At 44.0% G+C, this 20786-nt stretch carries 14 protein-coding genes and 1 other annotated feature; of the genes, 1 reads left to right on the top strand and 13 read right to left on the bottom strand.

Translation table 11 applies throughout. The features are described 5' to 3' along the window. Positions 1–31 precede the first annotated feature (31 nt). The 9 genes from AB5618_RS17330 to AB5618_RS17290 form a co-directional block, all read right to left on the bottom strand. Positions 32–1264: a hypothetical protein gene (locus tag AB5618_RS17330; protein WP_331479153.1), complete on the bottom strand. Its 1233-nt coding sequence runs from the start codon at positions 1262–1264 to the stop codon at positions 32–34. Between the two features lie 60 nt (positions 1265–1324). Further along, entirely contained in the window at positions 1325–2128 is an 804-nt protein-coding gene (locus AB5618_RS17325) for a PP2C family serine/threonine-protein phosphatase (protein ID WP_148463545.1), read from the bottom strand. Positions 2129–2196: 68 nt separating this feature from the next. Further along, entirely contained in the window at positions 2197–3936 is a 1740-nt protein-coding gene (locus AB5618_RS17320) for a serine/threonine-protein kinase (protein ID WP_148463546.1), read from the bottom strand. Positions 3937–4351: 415 nt separating this feature from the next. Then, positions 4352–8083: a DNA-directed RNA polymerase subunit beta' gene (rpoC, locus tag AB5618_RS17315; protein ID WP_148463547.1), complete on the bottom strand. Its 3732-nt coding sequence runs from the start codon at positions 8081–8083 to the stop codon at positions 4352–4354. Positions 8084–8100: 17 nt separating this feature from the next. Then, entirely contained in the window at positions 8101–11955 is a 3855-nt protein-coding gene (locus tag AB5618_RS17310; RefSeq protein WP_118583310.1) for a DNA-directed RNA polymerase subunit beta, read from the bottom strand. Positions 11956–12139: 184 nt separating this feature from the next. Beyond that, on the bottom strand, positions 12140–14395 hold the full coding sequence (locus AB5618_RS17305; protein ID WP_148463548.1) for a right-handed parallel beta-helix repeat-containing protein: 2256 nt from the start codon (positions 14393–14395) through the stop codon (positions 12140–12142). Between the two features lie 135 nt (positions 14396–14530). Continuing rightward, positions 14531–14902, bottom strand: a complete 372-nt coding sequence (gene rplL, locus AB5618_RS17300) for a 50S ribosomal protein L7/L12 (RefSeq protein WP_118583314.1) — start codon at positions 14900–14902, stop codon at positions 14531–14533. Between the two features lie 67 nt (positions 14903–14969). Next, the gene (gene rplJ / locus AB5618_RS17295; protein WP_118583316.1) at positions 14970–15482 is read right to left on the bottom strand and encodes a 50S ribosomal protein L10; all 513 of its coding nucleotides are present in this window, start codon (positions 15480–15482) and stop codon (positions 14970–14972) included. A 30-nt stretch (positions 15483–15512) separates the two neighbouring features. Next, positions 15513–15649, bottom strand: a sequence feature (ribosomal protein L10 leader region). Between the two features lie 42 nt (positions 15650–15691). Then, the gene (locus AB5618_RS17290) at positions 15692–16072 is read right to left on the bottom strand and encodes a DUF6472 family protein (RefSeq protein WP_334285141.1); all 381 of its coding nucleotides are present in this window, start codon (positions 16070–16072) and stop codon (positions 15692–15694) included. Here AB5618_RS17290 and AB5618_RS17285 point away from each other — a divergent pair. After that, positions 16001–16159, top strand: a complete 159-nt coding sequence (locus AB5618_RS17285; RefSeq protein WP_319017168.1) for a DUF6783 domain-containing protein — start codon at positions 16001–16003, stop codon at positions 16157–16159. The two genes, AB5618_RS17290 and AB5618_RS17285, sit on opposite strands and share 72 nt — an antisense overlap. Here AB5618_RS17285 and AB5618_RS17280 read toward each other — a convergent pair. The 4 genes from AB5618_RS17280 to AB5618_RS17265 all read right to left on the bottom strand — a co-directional run bounded on the left by AB5618_RS17280 (position 16101) and on the right by AB5618_RS17265 (position 20360). Further along, positions 16101–16973: an aldose 1-epimerase family protein gene (locus tag AB5618_RS17280; RefSeq protein WP_226815292.1), complete on the bottom strand. Its 873-nt coding sequence runs from the start codon at positions 16971–16973 to the stop codon at positions 16101–16103. The two genes, AB5618_RS17285 and AB5618_RS17280, sit on opposite strands and share 59 nt — an antisense overlap. 8 nt (positions 16974–16981) lie before the next feature. Continuing rightward, positions 16982–17236: a kinase gene (locus AB5618_RS17275; protein WP_118583324.1), complete on the bottom strand. Its 255-nt coding sequence runs from the start codon at positions 17234–17236 to the stop codon at positions 16982–16984. A gap of 43 nt (positions 17237–17279) precedes the next feature. Further along, entirely contained in the window at positions 17280–18833 is a 1554-nt protein-coding gene (locus tag AB5618_RS17270) for a sensor domain-containing diguanylate cyclase (RefSeq protein WP_178090755.1), read from the bottom strand. Between the two features lie 93 nt (positions 18834–18926). Next, the gene (locus AB5618_RS17265) at positions 18927–20360 is read right to left on the bottom strand and encodes an MATE family efflux transporter (RefSeq protein WP_226855250.1); all 1434 of its coding nucleotides are present in this window, start codon (positions 20358–20360) and stop codon (positions 18927–18929) included. Positions 20361–20786 lie beyond the last annotated feature (426 nt).

Below are 20786 nucleotides of genomic sequence, written 5' to 3'. Positions count from 1 at the left end.
AACACTGCGCATTTCTATATTAAGAAACTGCTTACTCCTCGTCCCCATTCTCTTCATATGACATTTCCCATATCTCCGAAAAAACAGCCAGCGGACAATCCGTCAAAAGACACATCAGCAGGAAACATTCGTATGGGTTCACAATATAAATCTCGCTCATTCCACACTTCTTCAGAATTCTCTGCGCTTCCTCTATGAAATGATGGTATCTGTCATAGGGATCATCATCCTCCATCTCCTGAGACACAATAAAGAACTCCAGCGTAAGAAGATCAAACCGCTCTACCGGGAACTTGTGATTCAGAATATTGGTAATTCTCTGTCTGCTGAACCTCTTCTGGCTGAAATGTTTCGCCAGGATAGAGGCTGACATTTTTTTCAGATTTCCCATTTTATTGATAGGAATACCATTGCAGATTACCTTCTCCAGATCAGAAGGAGTAATATTCTCCGGTTTCCAGACCTTAGCCCGGCCTTTCTCCTCCTCATCCTTCTGATACATGGCCGCAATGATCTGCTTCGCATGTTCCAGAAGGCGCAGGAACTCCTGAAATGCCTGGCTCTTCTCATTCATTGGATCATCCCAGCCAGCTTTCAGGCATGCCAGATATTTCAGCAATTTTTCCTCTGTATCTATGGTAAAATCGCCGCTGATTACTTCCGCCACTTTGCCTTTATCTGCTGCAGGTTCCGTGGATTTGTAATTCTCTTTATATTCCTCTGCCTTGCTGTAAGGAAGCTGCTTACTATAACAATACCAGTAGATCACTTCCTCTGGATTATGGAAATCAAAATCCTGCTCCTTCAGCACCCTTGTCAGAAAGTCTGAAACATCCTCCGCGCTCATGCGAAGCCCGAAGCCCAGCAGAAATACAGTCTCGCGTTTTACTGAGGCCTGTGTAAGCCAGTTGTTCACCAACGCAGGAAGCTTAGTTGAAGTAGGATTCATAGACTTGGGTGTATAGGTTTCCCGGAAAGAATCAACTGCAATATCTCTGTATACCTCCTGAGGCACTTCCCCAAACGGTTCCTCAATCCCGGCTCTTTCATAGATATATCTCTTCAAATGATCTCCGAACGAAACCAGCTCCATCTCTTTATATAAATAATGAAAAATAACGTCCGCATCTTCATCCTCAAATCCGTCCAGACTGACTACCTGACGAAATCTCTGGGCGGCCCTTCTGGTAAATTCAAAATCCTTTACGGAATCAAATGCCACTGTCTGTTCAAAATCAAGATCCTGCATACGATTTTTCATCATAAATCACCTTCATTTTCCTATAATCAACTACTTAAATTGTGAAAAATTTTGCCCTCTGATTTATCCCTTCTTCTGCAAAAGCCAGGTTTTGAACGGCCGATTCTCTGCTCTTACCTCGCAGAGAATGATCGTAGTATTATCTCTGGCCCCTTTATCCAGTACCCTTGTTAAAAGAGCATGGGCAATATCACGAATTGAGTCCTCCAGCTTCATAATTTCTTCAATCTCGCGATCAGATAACATATCTGTTACCCCGTCTGAGCAAAGCAGATAACGGTCCCTATCCTGATAAGGAACTGCCGCAATGGCAGGTTCCAGCTTCATCTCGGTCTCCTCCACTCCCAGAAACTGAGTCAGTGGTGCTTTCCCAAATCTGCAGCTTTTCAACACATGATCTCTGGAAATCTGTGAAAAATTCCCCTTGGAAAACCGATAAATCCTGCTGTCTCCCAGATTACAGATATACGCTTCTTTTTTTCCAAAAGCAATCATCGCCATAGTAGTTCCCATGGCACTGATCCGTTGTTCCCGACCATAATCACATACAGCCTGATTCATATTCTTACAGGCTTCCGTAAGAAAAAGTTCTGGTGCTTTACGAAGCATCCCCTTATTTTCCCTATAAAAATGCTCCAGGCTGTCAGAAGCAAGCCAGGCAGCCATTTCCCCCTGGCTCTCCCCTCCCATGCCGTCAAAAACAGCCATTACCGGAAGGCTCTCCCGAAGCCTGATACCTGTACGGATTTCTTCTGTTCCATGATTACTCACTGGAAGGTGCTCTCCGCAGCACCAGAAATTGTCCTCGTTATTTGGTCGCACTTTCCCTGCATGGCAGGTATATGCATAATCAATATGATATGTCATTCTATTCCTCTTCGTCTGTCTGTCGATATTCCAAAGAATCACAGCCACTTCTTATATGACCGGTATCATCATTCATCTAACTGCTCCAGCGCATTTTTCCAGTATTTCTCGCCACGCTTGGTGTACTCAGTACTGTCATTCTCCTTATTGTGGACAGTTCCGTCTGTATCGATCCAGCGGATCAGTTTGCCACGCTTGTCATAATAATATAATTCCTTCTTATTACCAGTCCATACATATGCAAAAAACAGACGTTCATCCCAGTAATAATACTCCTCATAAACTCCATCTTCGGATGTCTCCGGATAAATCAGCGCTTTCACCAGTTTCCCATTGCTGTCATAGTAGCGAAGCCGATCGCCTTCCTTGCCAACTTCCTTGCAGTCCGGAAGTTCGCTTACAATTGTATTCGCCTGCTCCTTAATTGTCTGAATTGAAGTAGAAAATTCATCAATTTGAGCAGTACTGTTATCATTAGCTTCCAGAACTTCCATAACGTTCTCCGTATTTTGAGCCTTGCGATTCTCATCATGGATTAATTTCATATAAACACCAATAATAATGCATGCCGCAAGCGCCACTACAATAAGGGAAACTGTCCATGGTGAAATCTGTCTTTCCTGGTCCCACCCGCTTCTCTGCTGCTTCTTTTGCTTAGTGGAAGAGACATTTACTGACTGTTTCTCATAATTTTTCACTGCATTTTTCGCAGGCTTTCTGAGCTGTGCCTCTTCTTCCCGGACAGCTTTCTCAATCTGAGGGTCTTCTGCCACATGGGTGCGCTCCATACAGTCTTCCGGCTTCTGAGGGGCATATCTTCTCTGATCCCGCTCAAGTTCTGCCGAATTTGTCAGCTCCCACTGGGACTTCTCCCACTCTTTCTCTGCATTTACCGGTGCCAGACGAAGCTTCTCCAAATCCCGCAGCATATCTTCTGGTTTCCTGTAACGTTTCCCTGGCTCATATGCACACGCTTTTAGTATAATGTGGGAAAAAGAAGCACTGGCATTAACTGGTGCCGGCATTTTCTCCCCTGCCATTCTCCGTGCAAGGGCAGTCTCTTTATCTCTGTATGTAATCAGCTGCTTATCCAGCGAAAGAAAAGGCAGCCTGTTCTGATTCATCAGTTTATATAATACAATTCCAAGGGAATAGATATCAATACTGCTGTCGTACTTCTCTCCCTTGTAAATCTCCGGTGCCATGTAGGAATAGGTACCTTTCTTGGACATATTGCTCATGGTATGTGCCTGTTCCCTGGCAATTCCAAAATCGCCCAGCTTAAAATCACCGAATCTGGACACAAAAATATTCTCCGGTTTCACATCACGGTGAATAATATTCAATTTCCTGCAATAAATCAATGCCATAGCCAGGTCACAGCCAAGTTTGATCACTTCCTTCTCAGTAAGCTCCTTGCCTGTGCAGTAATCCATAAAGCTGGTAAGATATTCCATTCTTATGGAAATGTCCCAGCCGATCTCATCCAAATATTCCACCACTTTGAAATCTTCAAATGAAACCACATGGGAATTTCCGCAAAAATGCTCCATAGTATATATTTCCTGAATACAGTCTTCTACCAGATTTCGAAAATATTCCCTGGTAGACTGCTCATTATTCATCTCTGAGCGTACGCTATCAAGTTCTCCCTTACTTGCCGGTATGGATATGATCTTGATTGCGGAGTAAAAAGAGCGGCCTCGTTCTGTCCGCTTTGCTTTATACACTTTCCCAAAGGATCCTTCGCCTATTTTCTCTATAAGTTCCCATTCTGGCCAGACGGAAACCGGAACATCTTTATCCATGTATGTTCTCCCTCCTCGAACGGGTAATGATTTTTTTAATGGACTGGCAAGTCTTCCCCGTCACGATGCACAGAAATCATGGTTTACGTGATTTCGCACCGCTATTCTCGGGTTTTCTGTGAACTACTTTTCCCCCAGAACACCTCGCGGAATACTGCCTTCTGAATAGTTACATAAAACATTATACAGGAATCTTACCACAAATGATAGACCAGGTTGTATTTTCCTCTATCCATATTTTTCCTTACCCTCGCCTACGGCGGATTGTCTCAAGCAGCATTTCCCTTGCTGCTGCAGTGTGTTCCTGCCGGGCTGCACTTTTTTGTGTAACTGTAAGTTCCATAGAATTCTCTGTTACACAAAAATCCCCCAAAGCAACATTTCTGTCACCCTGGGGGATTTCATATTTTATCGTTTATTCTTCACTGTCTTCAGAAGAATCCTCATCCTCAAATGTATCCTCATCCTCATCCACTGCAAGATCTGCCTCATCAGCAGTCTCCAGCTCTTCTGAGTCTTCCGCTACATCCAGCACATCCTGATCCTCGTCGTCCATTTCATCAAATTCGATTTCTTCTGGCTCTTCCGGCATTCCTGTATCAAGCTCTACATCGCTGTAGCACTTCATACCTGTACCAGCTGGAATCAGTTTACCGATGATTACATTCTCTTTCAGACCGATCAGATGGTCAACCTTACCCTTGATGGCAGCTTCGGTCAGAACCTTGGTAGTCTCCTGGAAAGAAGCAGCTGATAAGAAGGAATCAGTTGCCAGAGATGCCTTGGTAATACCAAGCATTCCCTGTTTTCCAATTGCAGGACGTAATCCCTCAGCTTCCAGTTTCTCATTTACTTCCTCATACTCGAGGAAGTCAACAAGTGTACCTGGCAGGAACTCAGAATCTCCGTTATCCTCGATACGGATTTTCTTCAGCATCTGATGAACGATAACCTCGATATGTTTATCGTTGATCTCAACACCCTGAAGACGGTATACACGCTGAACCTCACGGATCATGTAATCCTGAACTGCACGAACACCCTTGATTCGAAGGATATCATGCGGGTTTACACTACCTTCTGTAAGCTCATCACCAGCCTCCATAACCTGTCCGTCCATAATCTTGATACGGGAACCGTATGGAATCAGGTAAGTCTTGGAATCACCAGTCTCCGGATCTGTTACGATGATCTCTCTCTTCTTCTTGGTGTCATTGATTGTAGCAACACCCTTGATTTCAGTGATAACAGCAAGTCCTTTCGGCTTTCTTGCCTCAAAAAGCTCCTCGACACGAGGAAGACCCTGTGTGATATCTCCACCGGCAACACCACCTGTATGGAAAGTACGCATGGTCAGCTGTGTACCTGGCTCACCGATAGACTGTGCAGCGATGATACCGATGGACTCACCAACCTGTACCGGCTCACCGGTAGCCATGTTTGCGCCATAGCACTTCGCACACACACCAACCTTACACTTACAGCTCAGGATGGTACGGATCTTAACCTGCTCAACAGCACCTCCGGTAATGTTGTCTACACCCTCTTTCATGATACGTGCAGCACGCTTCGGAGTGATCATGTGGTTTGCTTTTACAAGGACTTCGCCCTCTTTATTCTTAATGGTCTCGCAGGAGAAACGACCTGTAATACGATCCTGAAGGCTCTCGATCTCCTCCTTGCCATCCATGAAACCTTTTACATACATACCGGAAATCTCTGCTCTGTTCTCACAGCAGTCCATCTCACGTACGATCAGATCCTGAGATACGTCAACAAGACGTCTTGTCAGGTAACCGGAATCGGCTGTACGAAGAGCGGTATCAGAAAGTCCTTTACGAGCTCCATGAGCGGACATGAAATATTCCAGTACGTCCAGACCCTCACGGAAGTTTGACTTGATAGGAAGCTCGATTGTATGTCCGGTTGTATCGGCCATCAATCCACGCATACCTGCAAGCTGTTTGATCTGTTTATCAGATCCACGGGCACCAGAGTCAGCCATCATGAAGATGTTGTTGTACTTATCAAGTCCGGAAAGAAGTGCATGAGTAAGCTCATCGTCAGTCTTCTTCCAGGTATCCACAACCTCTTTATAACGCTCTTCCTCAGTAATAAGACCACGTTTATAGTTCTTTGTGATCTTATCTACAGTATCCTGTGCAGCCTTGATCATCTCAGGCTTCTGCGGCGGCACGGTCATATCAGAAATAGATACAGTCATGGCAGCTCTTGTAGAATACTTGTAACCCATAGCTTTGATAGAGTCCAGAACCTCAGCAGTCTTGGTTGCTCCGTGAGTATTAATAACTTTTTCAAGGATCTGTTTCAGCTGTTTCTTACCAACCAGGAAGTCAACCTCAAGAAGAAGTTCATTTCCCGGAATGCTTCTGTCAACAAATCCAAGATCCTGTGGCAGGATCTCATTGAACAGGAAACGTCCCAGTGTAGACTGCACGTTGCCTGTGAAAGTGCTTCCATCCGGCATTACCTTGCTGCAGCGGACAAGAATCTTGGACTGCAGAGTAATTACCTGATTCTCATATGCCAGAATTGCCTCATTTACGCTCTTGAAGAACTTTCCTTCTCCCTTATTTCCAGGTCTTTCCTGTGTCAGATAGTAAATACCAAGGACCATATCCTGTGAAGGAACGGCTACCGGTCCACCATCAGAAGGTTTCAGAAGGTTGTTCGGAGACAGAAGCAGGAAACGGCACTCTGCCTGTGCTTCCTGGGACAGTGGAAGATGGACAGCCATCTGGTCACCATCGAAGTCAGCGTTGAAAGCGGTACAAACAAGCGGATGAAGCTTAATAGCCTTACCTTCTACAAGGATCGGCTCAAACGCCTGGATACCCAGACGATGCAGTGTAGGTGCACGGTTCAGCATAACCGGATGTTCTTTGATAACATCTTCCAGAACGTCCCATACAGCTGGCTCAAGCTTCTCTACCATCTTCTTGGCATTCTTAATATTGTGAGAGGTACCGTTTGCTACCAGTTCTTTCATAACGAAAGGCTTAAACAGCTCGATTGCCATCTCTTTTGGCAGACCGCACTGATAAATCTTCAGCTCTGGTCCAACAACAATAACGGAACGTCCGGAGTAGTCAACACGCTTACCAAGAAGGTTCTGACGGAAACGTCCGGATTTACCTTTCAGCATATCAGAAAGGGATTTCAGGGCTCTGTTTCCAGGACCTGTAACCGGACGTCCACGACGACCATTGTCGATCAGGGCATCAACTGCTTCCTGAAGCATACGTTTCTCATTGCGGACAATGATATCCGGAGCACCAAGCTCCAGCAGTCTTTTCAGACGATTATTACGATTAATGATTCTTCTGTACAAATCATTCAGGTCAGATGTCGCAAAACGTCCACCATCCAGCTGTACCATAGGACGAAGATCTGGCGGGATTACAGGAACAACATCAAGAATCATCCACTCAGGACGGTTTCCTGACTCGCGGAAGGATTCAACAACCTCAAGACGTTTGATGATCCTTGCACGCTTCTGGCCTGTTGCCTTAACCAGCTCTGCCTTTAATTCAGCGGAATCCTTCTCAAGATCGATAGCCATAAGGAGCTCTTTGATAGCCTCAGCACCCATGCCTACGCGGAAGTTATTTCCGTAAGACTCACGGGCATCCTGATATTCTCTCTCTGTAAGGATCTGCTTGTACTGAAGTCCGGAATCTGCCGGATCCAGTACAATATAATTTGCAAAGTAAAGAACTTTCTCCAGTGTTCTTGGAGTCAGATCCAGGATAAGTCCCATACGGGACGGAATACCCTTGAAATACCAGATATGGGAAACAGGAGCAGCAAGCTCAATGTGACCCATACGCTCTCTACGAACGGAAGCCTTGGTAACCTCAACGCCGCATCGGTCGCAGACAACACCTTTATAACGGATTTTCTTATATTTACCGCAGTGGCACTCCCAGTCCTTGCTTGGTCCGAAAATTCTTTCACAGAAAAGTCCGTCTTTCTCCGGTTTCAAGGTACGGTAGTTGATGGTTTCCGGTTTTGTAACCTCACCTCTTGACCACTCTCTGATCTTTTCCGGGGACGCCAGTCCGATTTTAATGGCATCAAAAGTCATTGGCTGATATGTTTCATTGGTATTGGTTGATTCTGCCATGTATTCTTTTCCCCTTTCTACTCTTCGATATCATCGTAGGAATCGTCGATTTCGGATTCATAATCCTCTTCTTCGTCCTCGTCCACATCAACAAGTTCCTCTCCGTCAAACTCCTGCTTGGTATAGCCATGTTTGCTGAAGGATTCCTCTCCTCTGTGGCCGCGGGAATCTCCCTCGATAACTGCACGAAGATCGGTTTCGCCGTAATCTACATTCTCCATGATCTGAACTTCTGTCTGATCATCTTTGAGCACACGTACATCCAATGCCAGGGACTGGAGCTCTTTAAGAAGAACCTTAAAGGATTCCGGAATACCAGGCTCAGGGATGTTATCACCCTTGATGATTGCTTCATAAGTCTTCACACGACCGACTACATCATCGGATTTAACTGTCAGGATTTCCTGGAGTGTATAGGATGCACCGTATGCCTCCAGAGCCCAAACCTCCATCTCTCCGAAACGCTGTCCACCGAACTGAGCTTTACCACCCAGTGGCTGCTGTGTAACCAGAGAGTAAGGACCTGTGGAACGGGCATGGATCTTATCATCAACCAGATGATGCAGTTTCAGGTAATGCATGTGTCCGATTGTGGTCGGACCGTCGAAGAACTCTCCGGTACGTCCGTCACGAAGCTGTACTTTACCATCTCTGGAAATCGGAACACCTTTCCACAATGCTCTGTGGGCTTTGTTCTCATCCAGATACTGCATTACATCAGGTGCCAGAATGTCTTTGTATTTCTCACGGAACTCTTCAAAATCTTCTGTATTTACATAGTCATTTGCAAGTTCCAGTGTATCTTGGATATCATTCTCGTTTGCACCATCGAATACCGGTGTGGAAATATTAAAGCCAAGTGCTTTGGCAGCAAGACTTAAATGAATTTCCAGGACCTGTCCAATGTTCATACGGGAAGGTACACCCAGCGGGTTCAGCACGATATCCAGTGGACGTCCGTTCGGAAGGAATGGCATATCCTCAACCGGAAGTACACGGGAAACGACACCCTTGTTACCATGACGACCAGCCATCTTATCACCAACGGAGATTTTTCTCTTCTGTGCGATATAGATACGTACAGACTGATTAACTCCTGGAGACAGCTCATCACCATTTTCTCTTGTGAATACCTTGGCGTCTACAACGATACCATACTCACCGTGTGGTACCTTAAGGGAAGTATCACGAACCTCACGTGCTTTCTCACCGAAGATTGCACGAAGAAGTCTCTCCTCTGCTGTAAGCTCAGTCTCTCCCTTAGGAGTAACCTTACCAACAAGGATATCACCAGCACGAACCTCTGCACCGATACGAATGATTCCGCGCTCATCAAGATCCTTGAGTGCATCATCACCTACGCCTGGAACATCACGAGTGATCTCTTCCGGTCCAAGCTTTGTATCACGAGATTCTGCTTCATATTCTTCAATGTGAACAGATGTATAAACATCGTTCTGTACAAGTTTCTCACTTAACAGTACGGCATCCTCGTAGTTATAACCTTCCCAGGTCATAAATCCGATCAGAGGGTTCTTGCCAAGAGCAAGCTCTCCCTGAGAAGTAGACGGACCATCGGCAATAACATCACCTGCTTCAACGTGCTCGCCCTGATTAACGATCGGACGCTGGTTGTAACAGTTGCTCTGGTTACTGCGCATGAATTTGGTAAGATGATAATCATCTTTTGTTCCATCATCATTCTTGATGCTGATATCGGTAGATGTGGAGCGAAGTACAGTACCAGACTTTCTTGCAACCACACAAACACCGGAGTCAACAGCTGTCTTTGCTTCCATTCCTGTACCAACAACTGGTGCTTCTGTAGTAAGAAGCGGAACGGCCTGACGCTGCATGTTTGATCCCATCAGCGCACGGTTCGCATCATCGTTCTGAAGGAATGGGATCAGGGCTGTAGCTACAGAGAATACCATCTTAGGAGATACGTCCATGTAATCAAACATCTGACGCTCATACTCCTGAGTCTCTTCACGATAACGACCGGAAACGTTCTTACGAACGAAATGTCCTTCTGCGTCAAGTGCCTCATTCGCCTGTGCTACATGGTAGTTATCCTCTTCATCAGCGGTCATGTAAACAACTTCGTCAGTTACACGCGGATTCATAGGATCCGTTTTATCAATCTTACGGTAAGGTGCCTCAACAAATCCGTACTGATTCAGCTTTGCATAAGATGCAAGGGAGTTGATCAGACCGATGTTCGGACCCTCAGGAGTCTCGATCGGGCACATTCTTCCGTAATGGGAATAGTGAACGTCTCGAACCTCGAATCCGGCTCTGTCTCGTGACAAACCGCCAGGTCCAAGTGCGGAAAGACGTCTCTTATGGGTCAGCTCACCAAGAGGGTTGTTCTGATCCATGAACTGTGACAGCTGGGAAGATCCGAAGAACTCTTTTACAGCAGCTGTTACAGGTTTGATATTGATCAAGGACTGCGGGGAAATGCTCTCCACATCCTGTGTTGTCATTCTCTCACGAACCACACGCTCAAGTCTGGAAAGACCGATACGGTACTGATTCTGAAGCAGTTCACCAACCGCACGGATACGACGGTTTCCTAAGTGGTCGATATCGTCGTCATTTCCAATGCCGTATTCCAGATGCATATTGTAATTAATAGAAGCAAAAATATCTTCTCTTGTAATATGTTTCGGAATCAGGTCATGGATATCTCTGCGGATAGCAGCAATTCTATCCTCAAGTGTGTCATTTTCTTCCAGAATTTTTTCGAGTACAGGGTAATATACTAACTCTGTAACCCCAAGCTCTTCCAGGTTCTCAATTTCTGGCAGATAGTGATGCATGTCTACCATTAAGTTAGAAAGGACTTTAATTCTGCGGTCTTCTTCACCCTGGATCCATACAAATGGAACTGCAGCGTTCTGAATGGCATCAGCCAGTTCTCTGGTTACGATAGTACCAGCCTCTGCAAGAATTTCTCCTGTAGAGCCCTCAACCACATCGTCAGCCAGCTTATGACCAACAATTCGTTTATTGAAATGAAGTTTCTTATTAAATTTATAACGTCCGACCTTGGCAAGATCATATCTTCTCGGATCAAAGAACATCGCATTGATCAGGCTCTCTGCGCTCTCAACTGCAAGCGGCTCGCCTGGACGGATTTTCTTATACAGTTCAAGAAGACCTTCTTCATAATTTGTAGAAGTATCCTTTGTGAAACTTGCAAGGATCTTCGGCTCTTCGCCAAACAGATCAATGATCTCTGCATTGGAACCAACACCAAGTGCACGGATCAGTACAGTGATCGGAACCTTACGGGTTCTGTCCACACGCACATAGAATACATCGTTGGAGTCAGTCTCATATTCCAGCCATGCTCCTCTGTTAGGAATTACTGTACAGGAAAACAGTCTCTTACCGATTTTATCGTGTGCAATGGCATAATAGATTCCAGGGGAACGTACTAACTGGCTGACAATAACACGCTCAGCACCGTTAATGACGAAAGTTCCTGTCGCGGTCATAATCGGCAGGTCTCCCATGAAAATCTCGTGTTCGTTGATCTCATCTGTTTCCTTGTTAATCAGTCTCACTCGAACCTTCAAAGGTGCGGCATAAGTTACGTCACGTTCTTTACACTGCTCGATGGTGTATTTAGCCTCTTTTTCATCAAATGTGAAGCCGATGAATTCAAGACTGAGCTTTCCGCCGTAGTCTGCGATTGGAGAAATATCGTCGAATACTTCATTCAATCCTTCGTCGAGAAACCACTGGTAAGAATCCTTCTGGACCTCGATCAAGTTCGGCATTTCCAGGACTTCTTTTTGTCTCTGGTAGCTCATTCGCATGCTTTTTCCAGTTTTTACAGAACGAATTCTGTTTTTTTCCATTGACGTTTCACCCCTGTTTTATTTTATTTATTACAACATCAGCCCGCTCTGCTGCATAAGCATAGTAGGCATATCTTGCCATAATATAGCATTCTTCACTATAGCACAACAAAAAAAGCCTGTCAAGCACTTTTCTGTTGTTTTTTCATTTGTTTTTTATTTGTAATTGCTGAATAGTTATAATTTATTTTACTTTTCTCTTGCTATAAGAAAGGTTTCCATATTTATCCGATAATACAAAGAGAAGCGTCGTTCCTTTTTTCTGTTTTTTGATAGAAATATTATATTTCTTTTTGGAATTGATGCTTCCTCTGCCGATTTTTTTATTCTTGTTTCTGCTTACTGCATAAATTGTAAGCTTCTTTCCACCCGCCGCTTTGCCTGTGATCTTCACTGACTTTCTGGTGATCTTAGACGCAGTAGGCATTTTCACGGAAATGATTCCAGTGCTGTTTTCCGCATAAATTGCATAAGTACTGCCATTATTCTCCAGACGGTTCTTTTTGTTTCCGGAAATCTTTGACCTGCTTACATATAAACCGCATTTTCTGCTGCCAGTAACCGCATTTCCATAAAGTTTTCCAGTCTGACTTGCGATCACTTGGATTCCTCTGCCGTTCACATTCGTAATCCTGTTAGATTTTATAACAGCATTTCCAATATTTTCCACATATATTCCGTCCAGCATACAGCCTTTCACCTGATTCGCTGTGATCTGACACTCCTCGCTGCCCCAGAGAACAATTCCGTTCTTTTTTCCGGAGGATATACGGTTCCGGCTTACTTCACACCCGTCAGAGCCATTTTCCATAAGAATTCCATCACCGCCGATACCTGAAATCACATTATCCAGGACTTGATTCTCTGTGGATGGAGTCCCCAGCTTTCCGCCGTCATAAGCGTAGATTCCTACATTTTTACAACCTGATACCTGATTATCTTTTATCACATTTTTGGAAGAAGCAGACAGGTAAATTCCCATATTGGAAAAGGATGCAGTTTTTTGCAGTTTCAACTGATTATTTTCCACTGTACAGCCATCAGCTAGATAAAGGCGAATTCCATTTCCATTCCCTGTGATCATATTTCCCTTTACCTCAACACCGGTTTCCTTATAAATACCTGTCGGAATTCCCTTAGCCTGTGCCTTTGAGCTGTCACTTACCCAGGCTCCCTGGACTTCAATTCCATATCCTCTCCATGTGTTTCCATTGATCTGGCTCACTGAAGAAATAGAAATCTGATTGTTTTTCACGGAAATGCCCGCATTCTGGTGGTTTCCTGCCATTCCCGCAGCAGTTCCTGGCATAAGATGGGTATTCGGGAAATACATGCAGCTCACAAGCACTCCGCCGCCTGCATTCTCTATTATATTGTCCTCCACAGCAGAATCCACGTAATTCAGGCACCAGACAGCTCTCTTTTTCACATTTCGAAAGGTATTCCCCTGAATCACGATGTTCCGGTATGGTCTGTCGTAAATCATGCTGTGACTGCCCACTCCTGCAAACACATTCTCAAAAATGTTATCCGTAATCCTGACATTCTCACAAACTGCTCCATCAAAGGGCTGATATCCTGGAAAAATATAGTCCAGACATGCATCCAGCTGAATGCATTCCTGTCCGCCGCCTTCATATTCCTGCCAATATCCCCGGAATGTACAGCCAGTCACAGTTACATCTTCCGTACCTGCCAGCTCAAGAAAATGAGATTTCAAATTGTTTAGAAATGTTACGTTCTTCACAGTTACGTGTCTGGCATGTCCAATCCTGAAGCCTACAAAACCGCCTGTGCCTTCCTTATCTTCGACAACCGGGTAATTCAGATCCCAGGTTCCGCCTTCAATGGTGATATTGTGATATCCATCATAACCTCCGGCAGAAAGTATGTCATCTCCCAGTCTGAGGACCACATGCTTATCTGTACAGGATTTCGTCAGTACAGCTCCTTCTGCATAAAGAGTAAGATTGCTGTACATATGGATAGTTCCGGAAATCAGATAGCTTCCCTGAGGAATGATTACCGTACAAGGAGTTTCATCTGTAGCTCTCTGCCCCATAAAGTGAAGCACTGTATTCAAAGTTTCGGTAATATCACTTCCATCAGCCACATCTAAAGTCACCACTGCAGCGCCTTCTGGAATAGTCGCCAGAATCTGCTGTTCATTATCAGAAGGTACAGGTGTAAGCAGAGCTTCTTCTGGCTCCTCTTCAAAATCATTATCAGACTCATCTGCTGAAAAAAATCCCACCTCAGCTGTTCCGCCATAGAAGCCAGTCTCATCCTCTTCCATTTCTGGCTCAAGATCGCAATCTGAAAAGCTGTCTTTAAAATTCTCCGTCACATTTTCTGCTGATTCAGCATATATAACAGAACTGCCTCCCAGATATAAAGATACTCCCAGTAATGTTACAGTCAAAAACATTTTTATATTCATTCAGAATCTCCTTGCACAAAAAGAATCCTGATTGCAGGAAATTCCAACAGAATTTCCTGTTACACAAAAAAATCCCCGCAGTGGCCTGCACGACAGACTTCTGCGGGGAGCATGGTTCGCTTAAATACACCTAAATTATTTAAGAGTAACTTTAGCGCCTTCAGCCTCAAGTTTAGTTTTGATATCCTCAGCCTCTGCTTTGGAAGCGCCCTCTTTAACCATTTTCGGAGCACCATCAACAACTTCTTTAGCTTCTTTAAGACCTAAGCCTGTGATCTCACGAACAACTTTGATAACTTTAACTTTGTTAGGACCTACTTCTGTAAGCTCTACGTCAAACTCATCTTTCTCCTCAGCTGCTTCACCAGCACCTGCTGCTGCTACAACAACGCCTGCTGCTGCGGATACACCGAACTCTTCCTCGCAAGCTTTTACTAAATCATTTAACTCTAATACAGATAACTCTTTGATTGCTTCGATAAACTCAGCTGTTGTTAACTTTGCCATTATAATTTTCCTCCATTTTTAAATTTTTTGTGGAATCAATGATTCGATTCAGCGACAGAAGCTTAAATTATTCTGCTGCTGGTGCCTCAGCCTCTCCGCCCTTCTGCTCTGCGATCTGATTAAGCACACGAGCAAAGTTGGTAATAGGAGACTGGATACTTCCAAGCAGTTTGCCAAGAAGTTCTTCTCTGGACGGGATCTGGGACAGTGCCTGGATTCCTGCCTGATCGTTGTAGTTACCCTCAACAATACCAGCTACTAACTCAAGTGCCGGATACTGTTTTGCAAATTTAGCAAGGATTCTTGCAGGAGCAGTAGCGTCTGTTGCAGAAATTGCAATAGCGTTTGTTCCATGTAAGTGCTTGTCAAGATCTGCACATGGAGTACCTTCAAATGCACGACGCATTAAAGTGTTTTTGTAAACCTTGTACTGTACGCCGGACTCTCTTAACTCTTTACGTAAAATAGTATCCTGCTCAACTGTAAGACCACTGTAGTCAACAAGAACAACAGCCTGTGCGTCTTTAATATTGTTAGCGATTTCTTCTACGATTGGTTGTTTCAGTTCTACTTTTGCCATGAAATGGTACACCTCCTTATAGAATTTGATATACCGCCAAAAAAAGCCTTACTGTAAGACAGCAAGGCTTAACGTAATTCTTACGAAAGAATACTTAGTCCTCGGTAGGCGTTTTAATCCTTATGCCTTACGGCACCTACTGTCTTCGGCAGCGTTCTGTAATAAAATACCACGTTCGATTTTATTTGTCAATAGTAATTTTAATTTTTTTACATCTGTTTTCTTACTACTCTGTACTCGTCCCCCATGCGGAAATAAGGGCAATCGTGATAGGTTCCTGTAATAAAACGATACATCTCATCTTCGTCAAGGTTCATATCACAAGTATAGCACTCGTAATCATCGTCATAAGAATAGTTTACACAATATTCGCAGTTCGCCCCCTGCTTCTTTTTCATATTACATACCCTGCCTTCCTTGCGAGTATTTAAAAAACATTCCCACAATCTGCACGTTCTAGAACGTGTTTGAAAAATCATTCCCGCAATCTGCACGCCCCACTTTGCGGGAGATTTTGCCTGAATTCGGTTACCGTAGCCCGCTACGGCGCCCTCATCCAGACAAAATCTCCCACAAATTGTGACGCACATCTTGCAGAAAGCCTTTTTCAGACACGCTCTAGAGAATTTCCATGGTCCAGGAAATCTGGCACTCCCTGCCAGCTTCCAGTGAAATAAGATTCTTCTGTTCCTCCAGATTTTCTGTAATTCCCTGTCTGGATGGAAGGGAACACCACGGCTCAATGCAAACATAAGGAGCATCCATGCAGGGCATATGCCAGAAACCGACATAAGGCATATCCACATAAGATACCTTCACTGCCTTTTTGCCCTTCGTACTGTGAAGCAGAACCTCTCCAGAGGTTTTCTCCAGCACAATAGCATCTTCATCAAAAAGATTATGACGAAGAGGAATCCGTCTGCCCTCCAAAAGTTCATAGGACTCCTTCCCCTCCACAAAACACTCCTGTGAAAAAAGAATGCGCTGCGGCTCACATGCCCTGGAAAATTCCAATTCATAATCCTCAAAGGAAAGTCCCTCTTCCATCGGAATATTAAATCCCGGGTGACCGCCGATTCCAAAATACATCGTTTTCTCATCCTTATTTTTTACCGAATAGAAAACTTTTAAAGTATTTTTCTCAAGCAGATATCGGATCTCAAAACGAAAATGAAATGGATACTGTTCCAAAGTTTCCCTGGTATCTTCCATTGCAAACACCAGTTCATTCTCCCCTGCTTTCTCACAGGAGAAAACAGAATCCTTGGCAAAACCGTGAATATCCATATGATACGTCTTCCCCTGAAATATGTAGGATTTCTCCCATAATCTGGCAATATAGGGAAAAAGATTGGCACCATGCTCGTTCCAGTATCTGTCATCTCCCTGCCAGATATACTCAAATCCGTCCTTATCTGTCACGGACCACAAAATAGCACCTTCTGTGTCGGCCTTCACTTTAAGATATTCATTGCTGATCTCGTATTTCATCCCATTCCTCAACTTCCTGGCATCATATCGGGCCATGATAAAATCTCTCTGGCAATGACCTCTTCATAGTTGCCCTCAATATCCTGACTGCGTCCTGCTTCATAAATATTTGTCTCTGCCCCCCAGACACGGTCCTCATACTCCCACACATGGAATTTCAATCCTCGAAACAGAAAATCAAGACTTCCGCAGCCATCAATCTCTGTATATTCGTATTTGATATTCTTCTTTTTTAATGCATCCTGTACAATCTGTAACCGCATTTTTGTCACCTTCCTTTAGTCTCAAAGCGATACCTTTTTATGGTCATTCTTTTTTCTGCTGACCATTATCTACATAAATTCTGTTCTTACCGGATTTCTTTGAAGCATACATTGCGTTATCCGCCGCCAGATACAGGCTTTCATAGTCGTTTCCAGCTGCAGGATAAGCCGCCGCTCCTATACTCACGGTAAAATGTGGTGTAGTCTCTGACTTTGCCAGAATATCAAGAATTTCCGCACCTTTTGCTTCAACAGCCGAAGCAAGCTCTGTATTTGTCATAAACACAATAAATTCATCACCGCCAAGACGACCGACAATATCCTCCCTACGGAAATGTTCCTTCAAAAGTTTTACCAAAGTAATCAATGCAAGGTCACCTATTGCATGCCCCATTGTATCATTTACCGTCTTAAAATCATCAATATCGAGCATAAGCAGGTAACCTTTACACTCTTTATCCTGCATAAGCGTATTGATTTTCTGCTCTGCAGCCTTGCGGTTCAGAGCACCTGTAAGACCATCAACAGAGGCTTTTTCACGAAGATCCTGTTCTCTGGTCATCTCATCCTGAACGTCAGAAATCTTGCCCAGAAATGCCTGTGGTGTACCAAGACGGCCTCGTATCAGACGGCCCATCCATCGCACCCAACGATAATTATCGTTCTTATCCTTAAAACGGATTACAAAATCATCAATCTCATCAGAATTATCACCAATTGAGGAAAGAAGTGCCTTTACCTTCGCCACATCATCTGGATGAACCATTGTGAAATCTGTGTCACTGTCAAAAGGCCTGATCGGACCGATTTCCTTCAGTCCAAATAAAGTCGTTATATTTGGCGTAAATACCAATGTTTTTTCCAGGCAGTCATATTCAAAAAGAACCGTGTCCGAAAACTCCGACAAAATGTCGTACCTTGCCTGACCTTTCATCACTTTCTTCTGCTGTTTCATATAGAATCGTACTGTAAAAAGCAGCATAATCAACGCGCATCCAAGAAGCGTAAAAATAATCATGCGGTTTCCATTGATGAGCACTGCTTTATAATTCTTCATTTTGGCGGAACGATATTCTGAAAACAGAATACAGTCTCTGCCTTCCAACTTGGATGCCACCAGATAGATATCCGTTTTCTCAAGCTCCGTGAAAATATGGGGTGCTCCATAGGTCAGCTTTTTAAGGGACTTTTCCACCTGGGAAATACTGTTATCTTTCACATGCTGCGAATGAAGCACTGTCGCCACCGTATATTCAATGTCAAAAATCCGCATATCTCCTGCCAGGATTTTCCCATCTGAATTGCACGCATAGTGAAGCACATTCCCCTCGTCCTCGTTCAGAGCCTCCCAGGCTTCCTCCACCTTATCTGCTCCAGCTGAACCAGCCAGGAAATTCTCCATTTCTGTCAGTGCTTCCGAATGGGTGGATAAAAGTGATTCCTCCATAAGCTCTGTAAAAATCTTCTCTGTTCTTTGACGATATCTGCTCATAAGAAAAATCGTCAGAAACACCATCACAGCAAGACAGACCAGTCCGATGATCATTCCCTGCCGTTTCATTTTGTATTCAGGATTGTCTTTCACGCTTTTTTCCATATTAACGTCATCCATTCCAAGCCGTGACGGCTTTTATTCGTTATTTTTCAGTATAAAGCCTATATATTCTGCTGTCAAGCTTGTGATTTTTGGTCACTTTTTACAAGTCTTGTATTGGAAGGATACTTTTGTTTTATTCATAGGGTTCCATCTGCCGCTGAAATAATGTAAAGTGAATAAAACAAAAAGAAGCATATTGTGACCTATCATGCATCCCCAGGCAGACACAAGTCCCAGTCCAAGAAGATGGATGCAGATAAAAGTCCCCAGAATTCTTACACCCCACATTCCCGCTACATTGAAAATAAAGGGAGTTACTGTTTTCCCCACACCTTGCATCATGCCCTCGATCACAATAGGTACACCATAAAACGGTTCGGAAACAGCAACCATACGAAGTACCGTACTTCCCAGACGGATAACCTGCGCATCTGATGAAAACAGCCTAATCAATATCGGCGCAAAAATAAACAGCAGACTTCCGGAAATAACCATCAGTCCCACTTCCAACGGCACAATTGCCTTGGCAAGGCTGTTGAGTTTTTTATTGTCATTGGCCCCAAGAGCATTTCCTGCAAGAGTAGCCGCTGCTGTCTGCATTCCATATCCTGGAATATAAAAAGCAGATTCTACTGTATTGGCAATAGTATGGGCTGCCGTTGCAGTCTCGCCCAAAGAATTGATCATGGATGCAAATGCCACATATCCAAGGGACGTGGCAAATCGCTGAAACATATTTGGAACAGCCACCTTCAGACAAGGGCGCAGAACTGCAGAATCCGGCAGGAAGCTCTGACCCTTTGGAGATATATCAGTATGCTTCCATAATTTAACCGTAATTGCAATACCTCCAATGGTATAAGCTATAGCACTCGCAGCTGCTGCACCTTGAACGCCCCATCCCGCGCCTGGGATCACCAGTTCTTTTCCACCAATCAGCACAGTTCTGGTGGAATATATAAGAAAAAAGTTCAGTACAATGTTAATAACATTAAAGGCAACTCCTACCTGCATAGGGGTTTTGGTATCGCCCACTGCTCTCAGGACAGTTCCAAAAATAATGTTCGCAGTTCGAAAAAGCATCGGTGCATAGAGGATCAGGAAATAGCTGGATGCCAGTTTCTGAATAGAAGGATCTACCTGCATCCAAACAGGGACTTTACGGCTCAGTCCCATTGTCAGAATTGTAAAAAATATTCCTACGATCACAACTGTCAGCACAGCCTGTCCTGAAGCTTTTTTTGCCTGTTCTTTTTTTCCTGCTCCGATTGACTGGGATATGTATGCCAAAAATCCTATGCTGATCGCAGAAATCGTACTTCCAATCAGCCAGTTTACTGTACTGGTAGCTCCAACAGCGGCCGTTGCACTTGTTCCCAGGACGCCTACCATACCAGTGTCCATATATTGTACTGCAGTCTGCATCAGTTGTTCCAGCATAGTTGGCCACGCAAGAGAAAAAATAACTGGCAGCATTTCTTTTGTTCCCTGATCTGCCAGTCTGGATCTGTTTCTAGTTGATTTCATCTTATTTCTTCCTATTCTGTTACCTGTTATTTTATGATACCAGTGTCAAAAGGTCAAAAAGCCGTTCGTGCTTGCACGATAAGGTGTTTGAACTTGGGACATGCCAAATATGAGAAAGTAGCGATTTACGCAGTAAATCAGCAGATTTCGAATATTTGGAGGATTGCGGGAGCAGCGTAGCTGGATCGCAATCCGAGGTATCAAATGAGTGGCAAAAGACCTTTTGACACTCATATCATTTTATGAATTGATTTAAAAAATATTTTAACAGAATATAAAGAAAAAAAATAGGGTAAAAGTAAAGAAAAGGCAACAAAAAAACGATAACCAACCGGCTACCGTTTTCGTTCTGTACCTTCAAAACTACATACATGTTACATCCTAATGGAATCATTTTTCAACCTTGCGATTGTTGGTCAAGCCCTC

It is taken from the genome of Ruminococcus sp. J1101004sp1_RTP21198st1_B9_RTP21198_201120, from assembly GCF_040924245.1.
Taxonomy (GTDB): Bacteria; Bacillota; Clostridia; order Lachnospirales; family Lachnospiraceae; genus Blautia_A; species Blautia_A faecis.
This window is presented reverse-complemented; position numbering and strand designations above follow the sequence as displayed.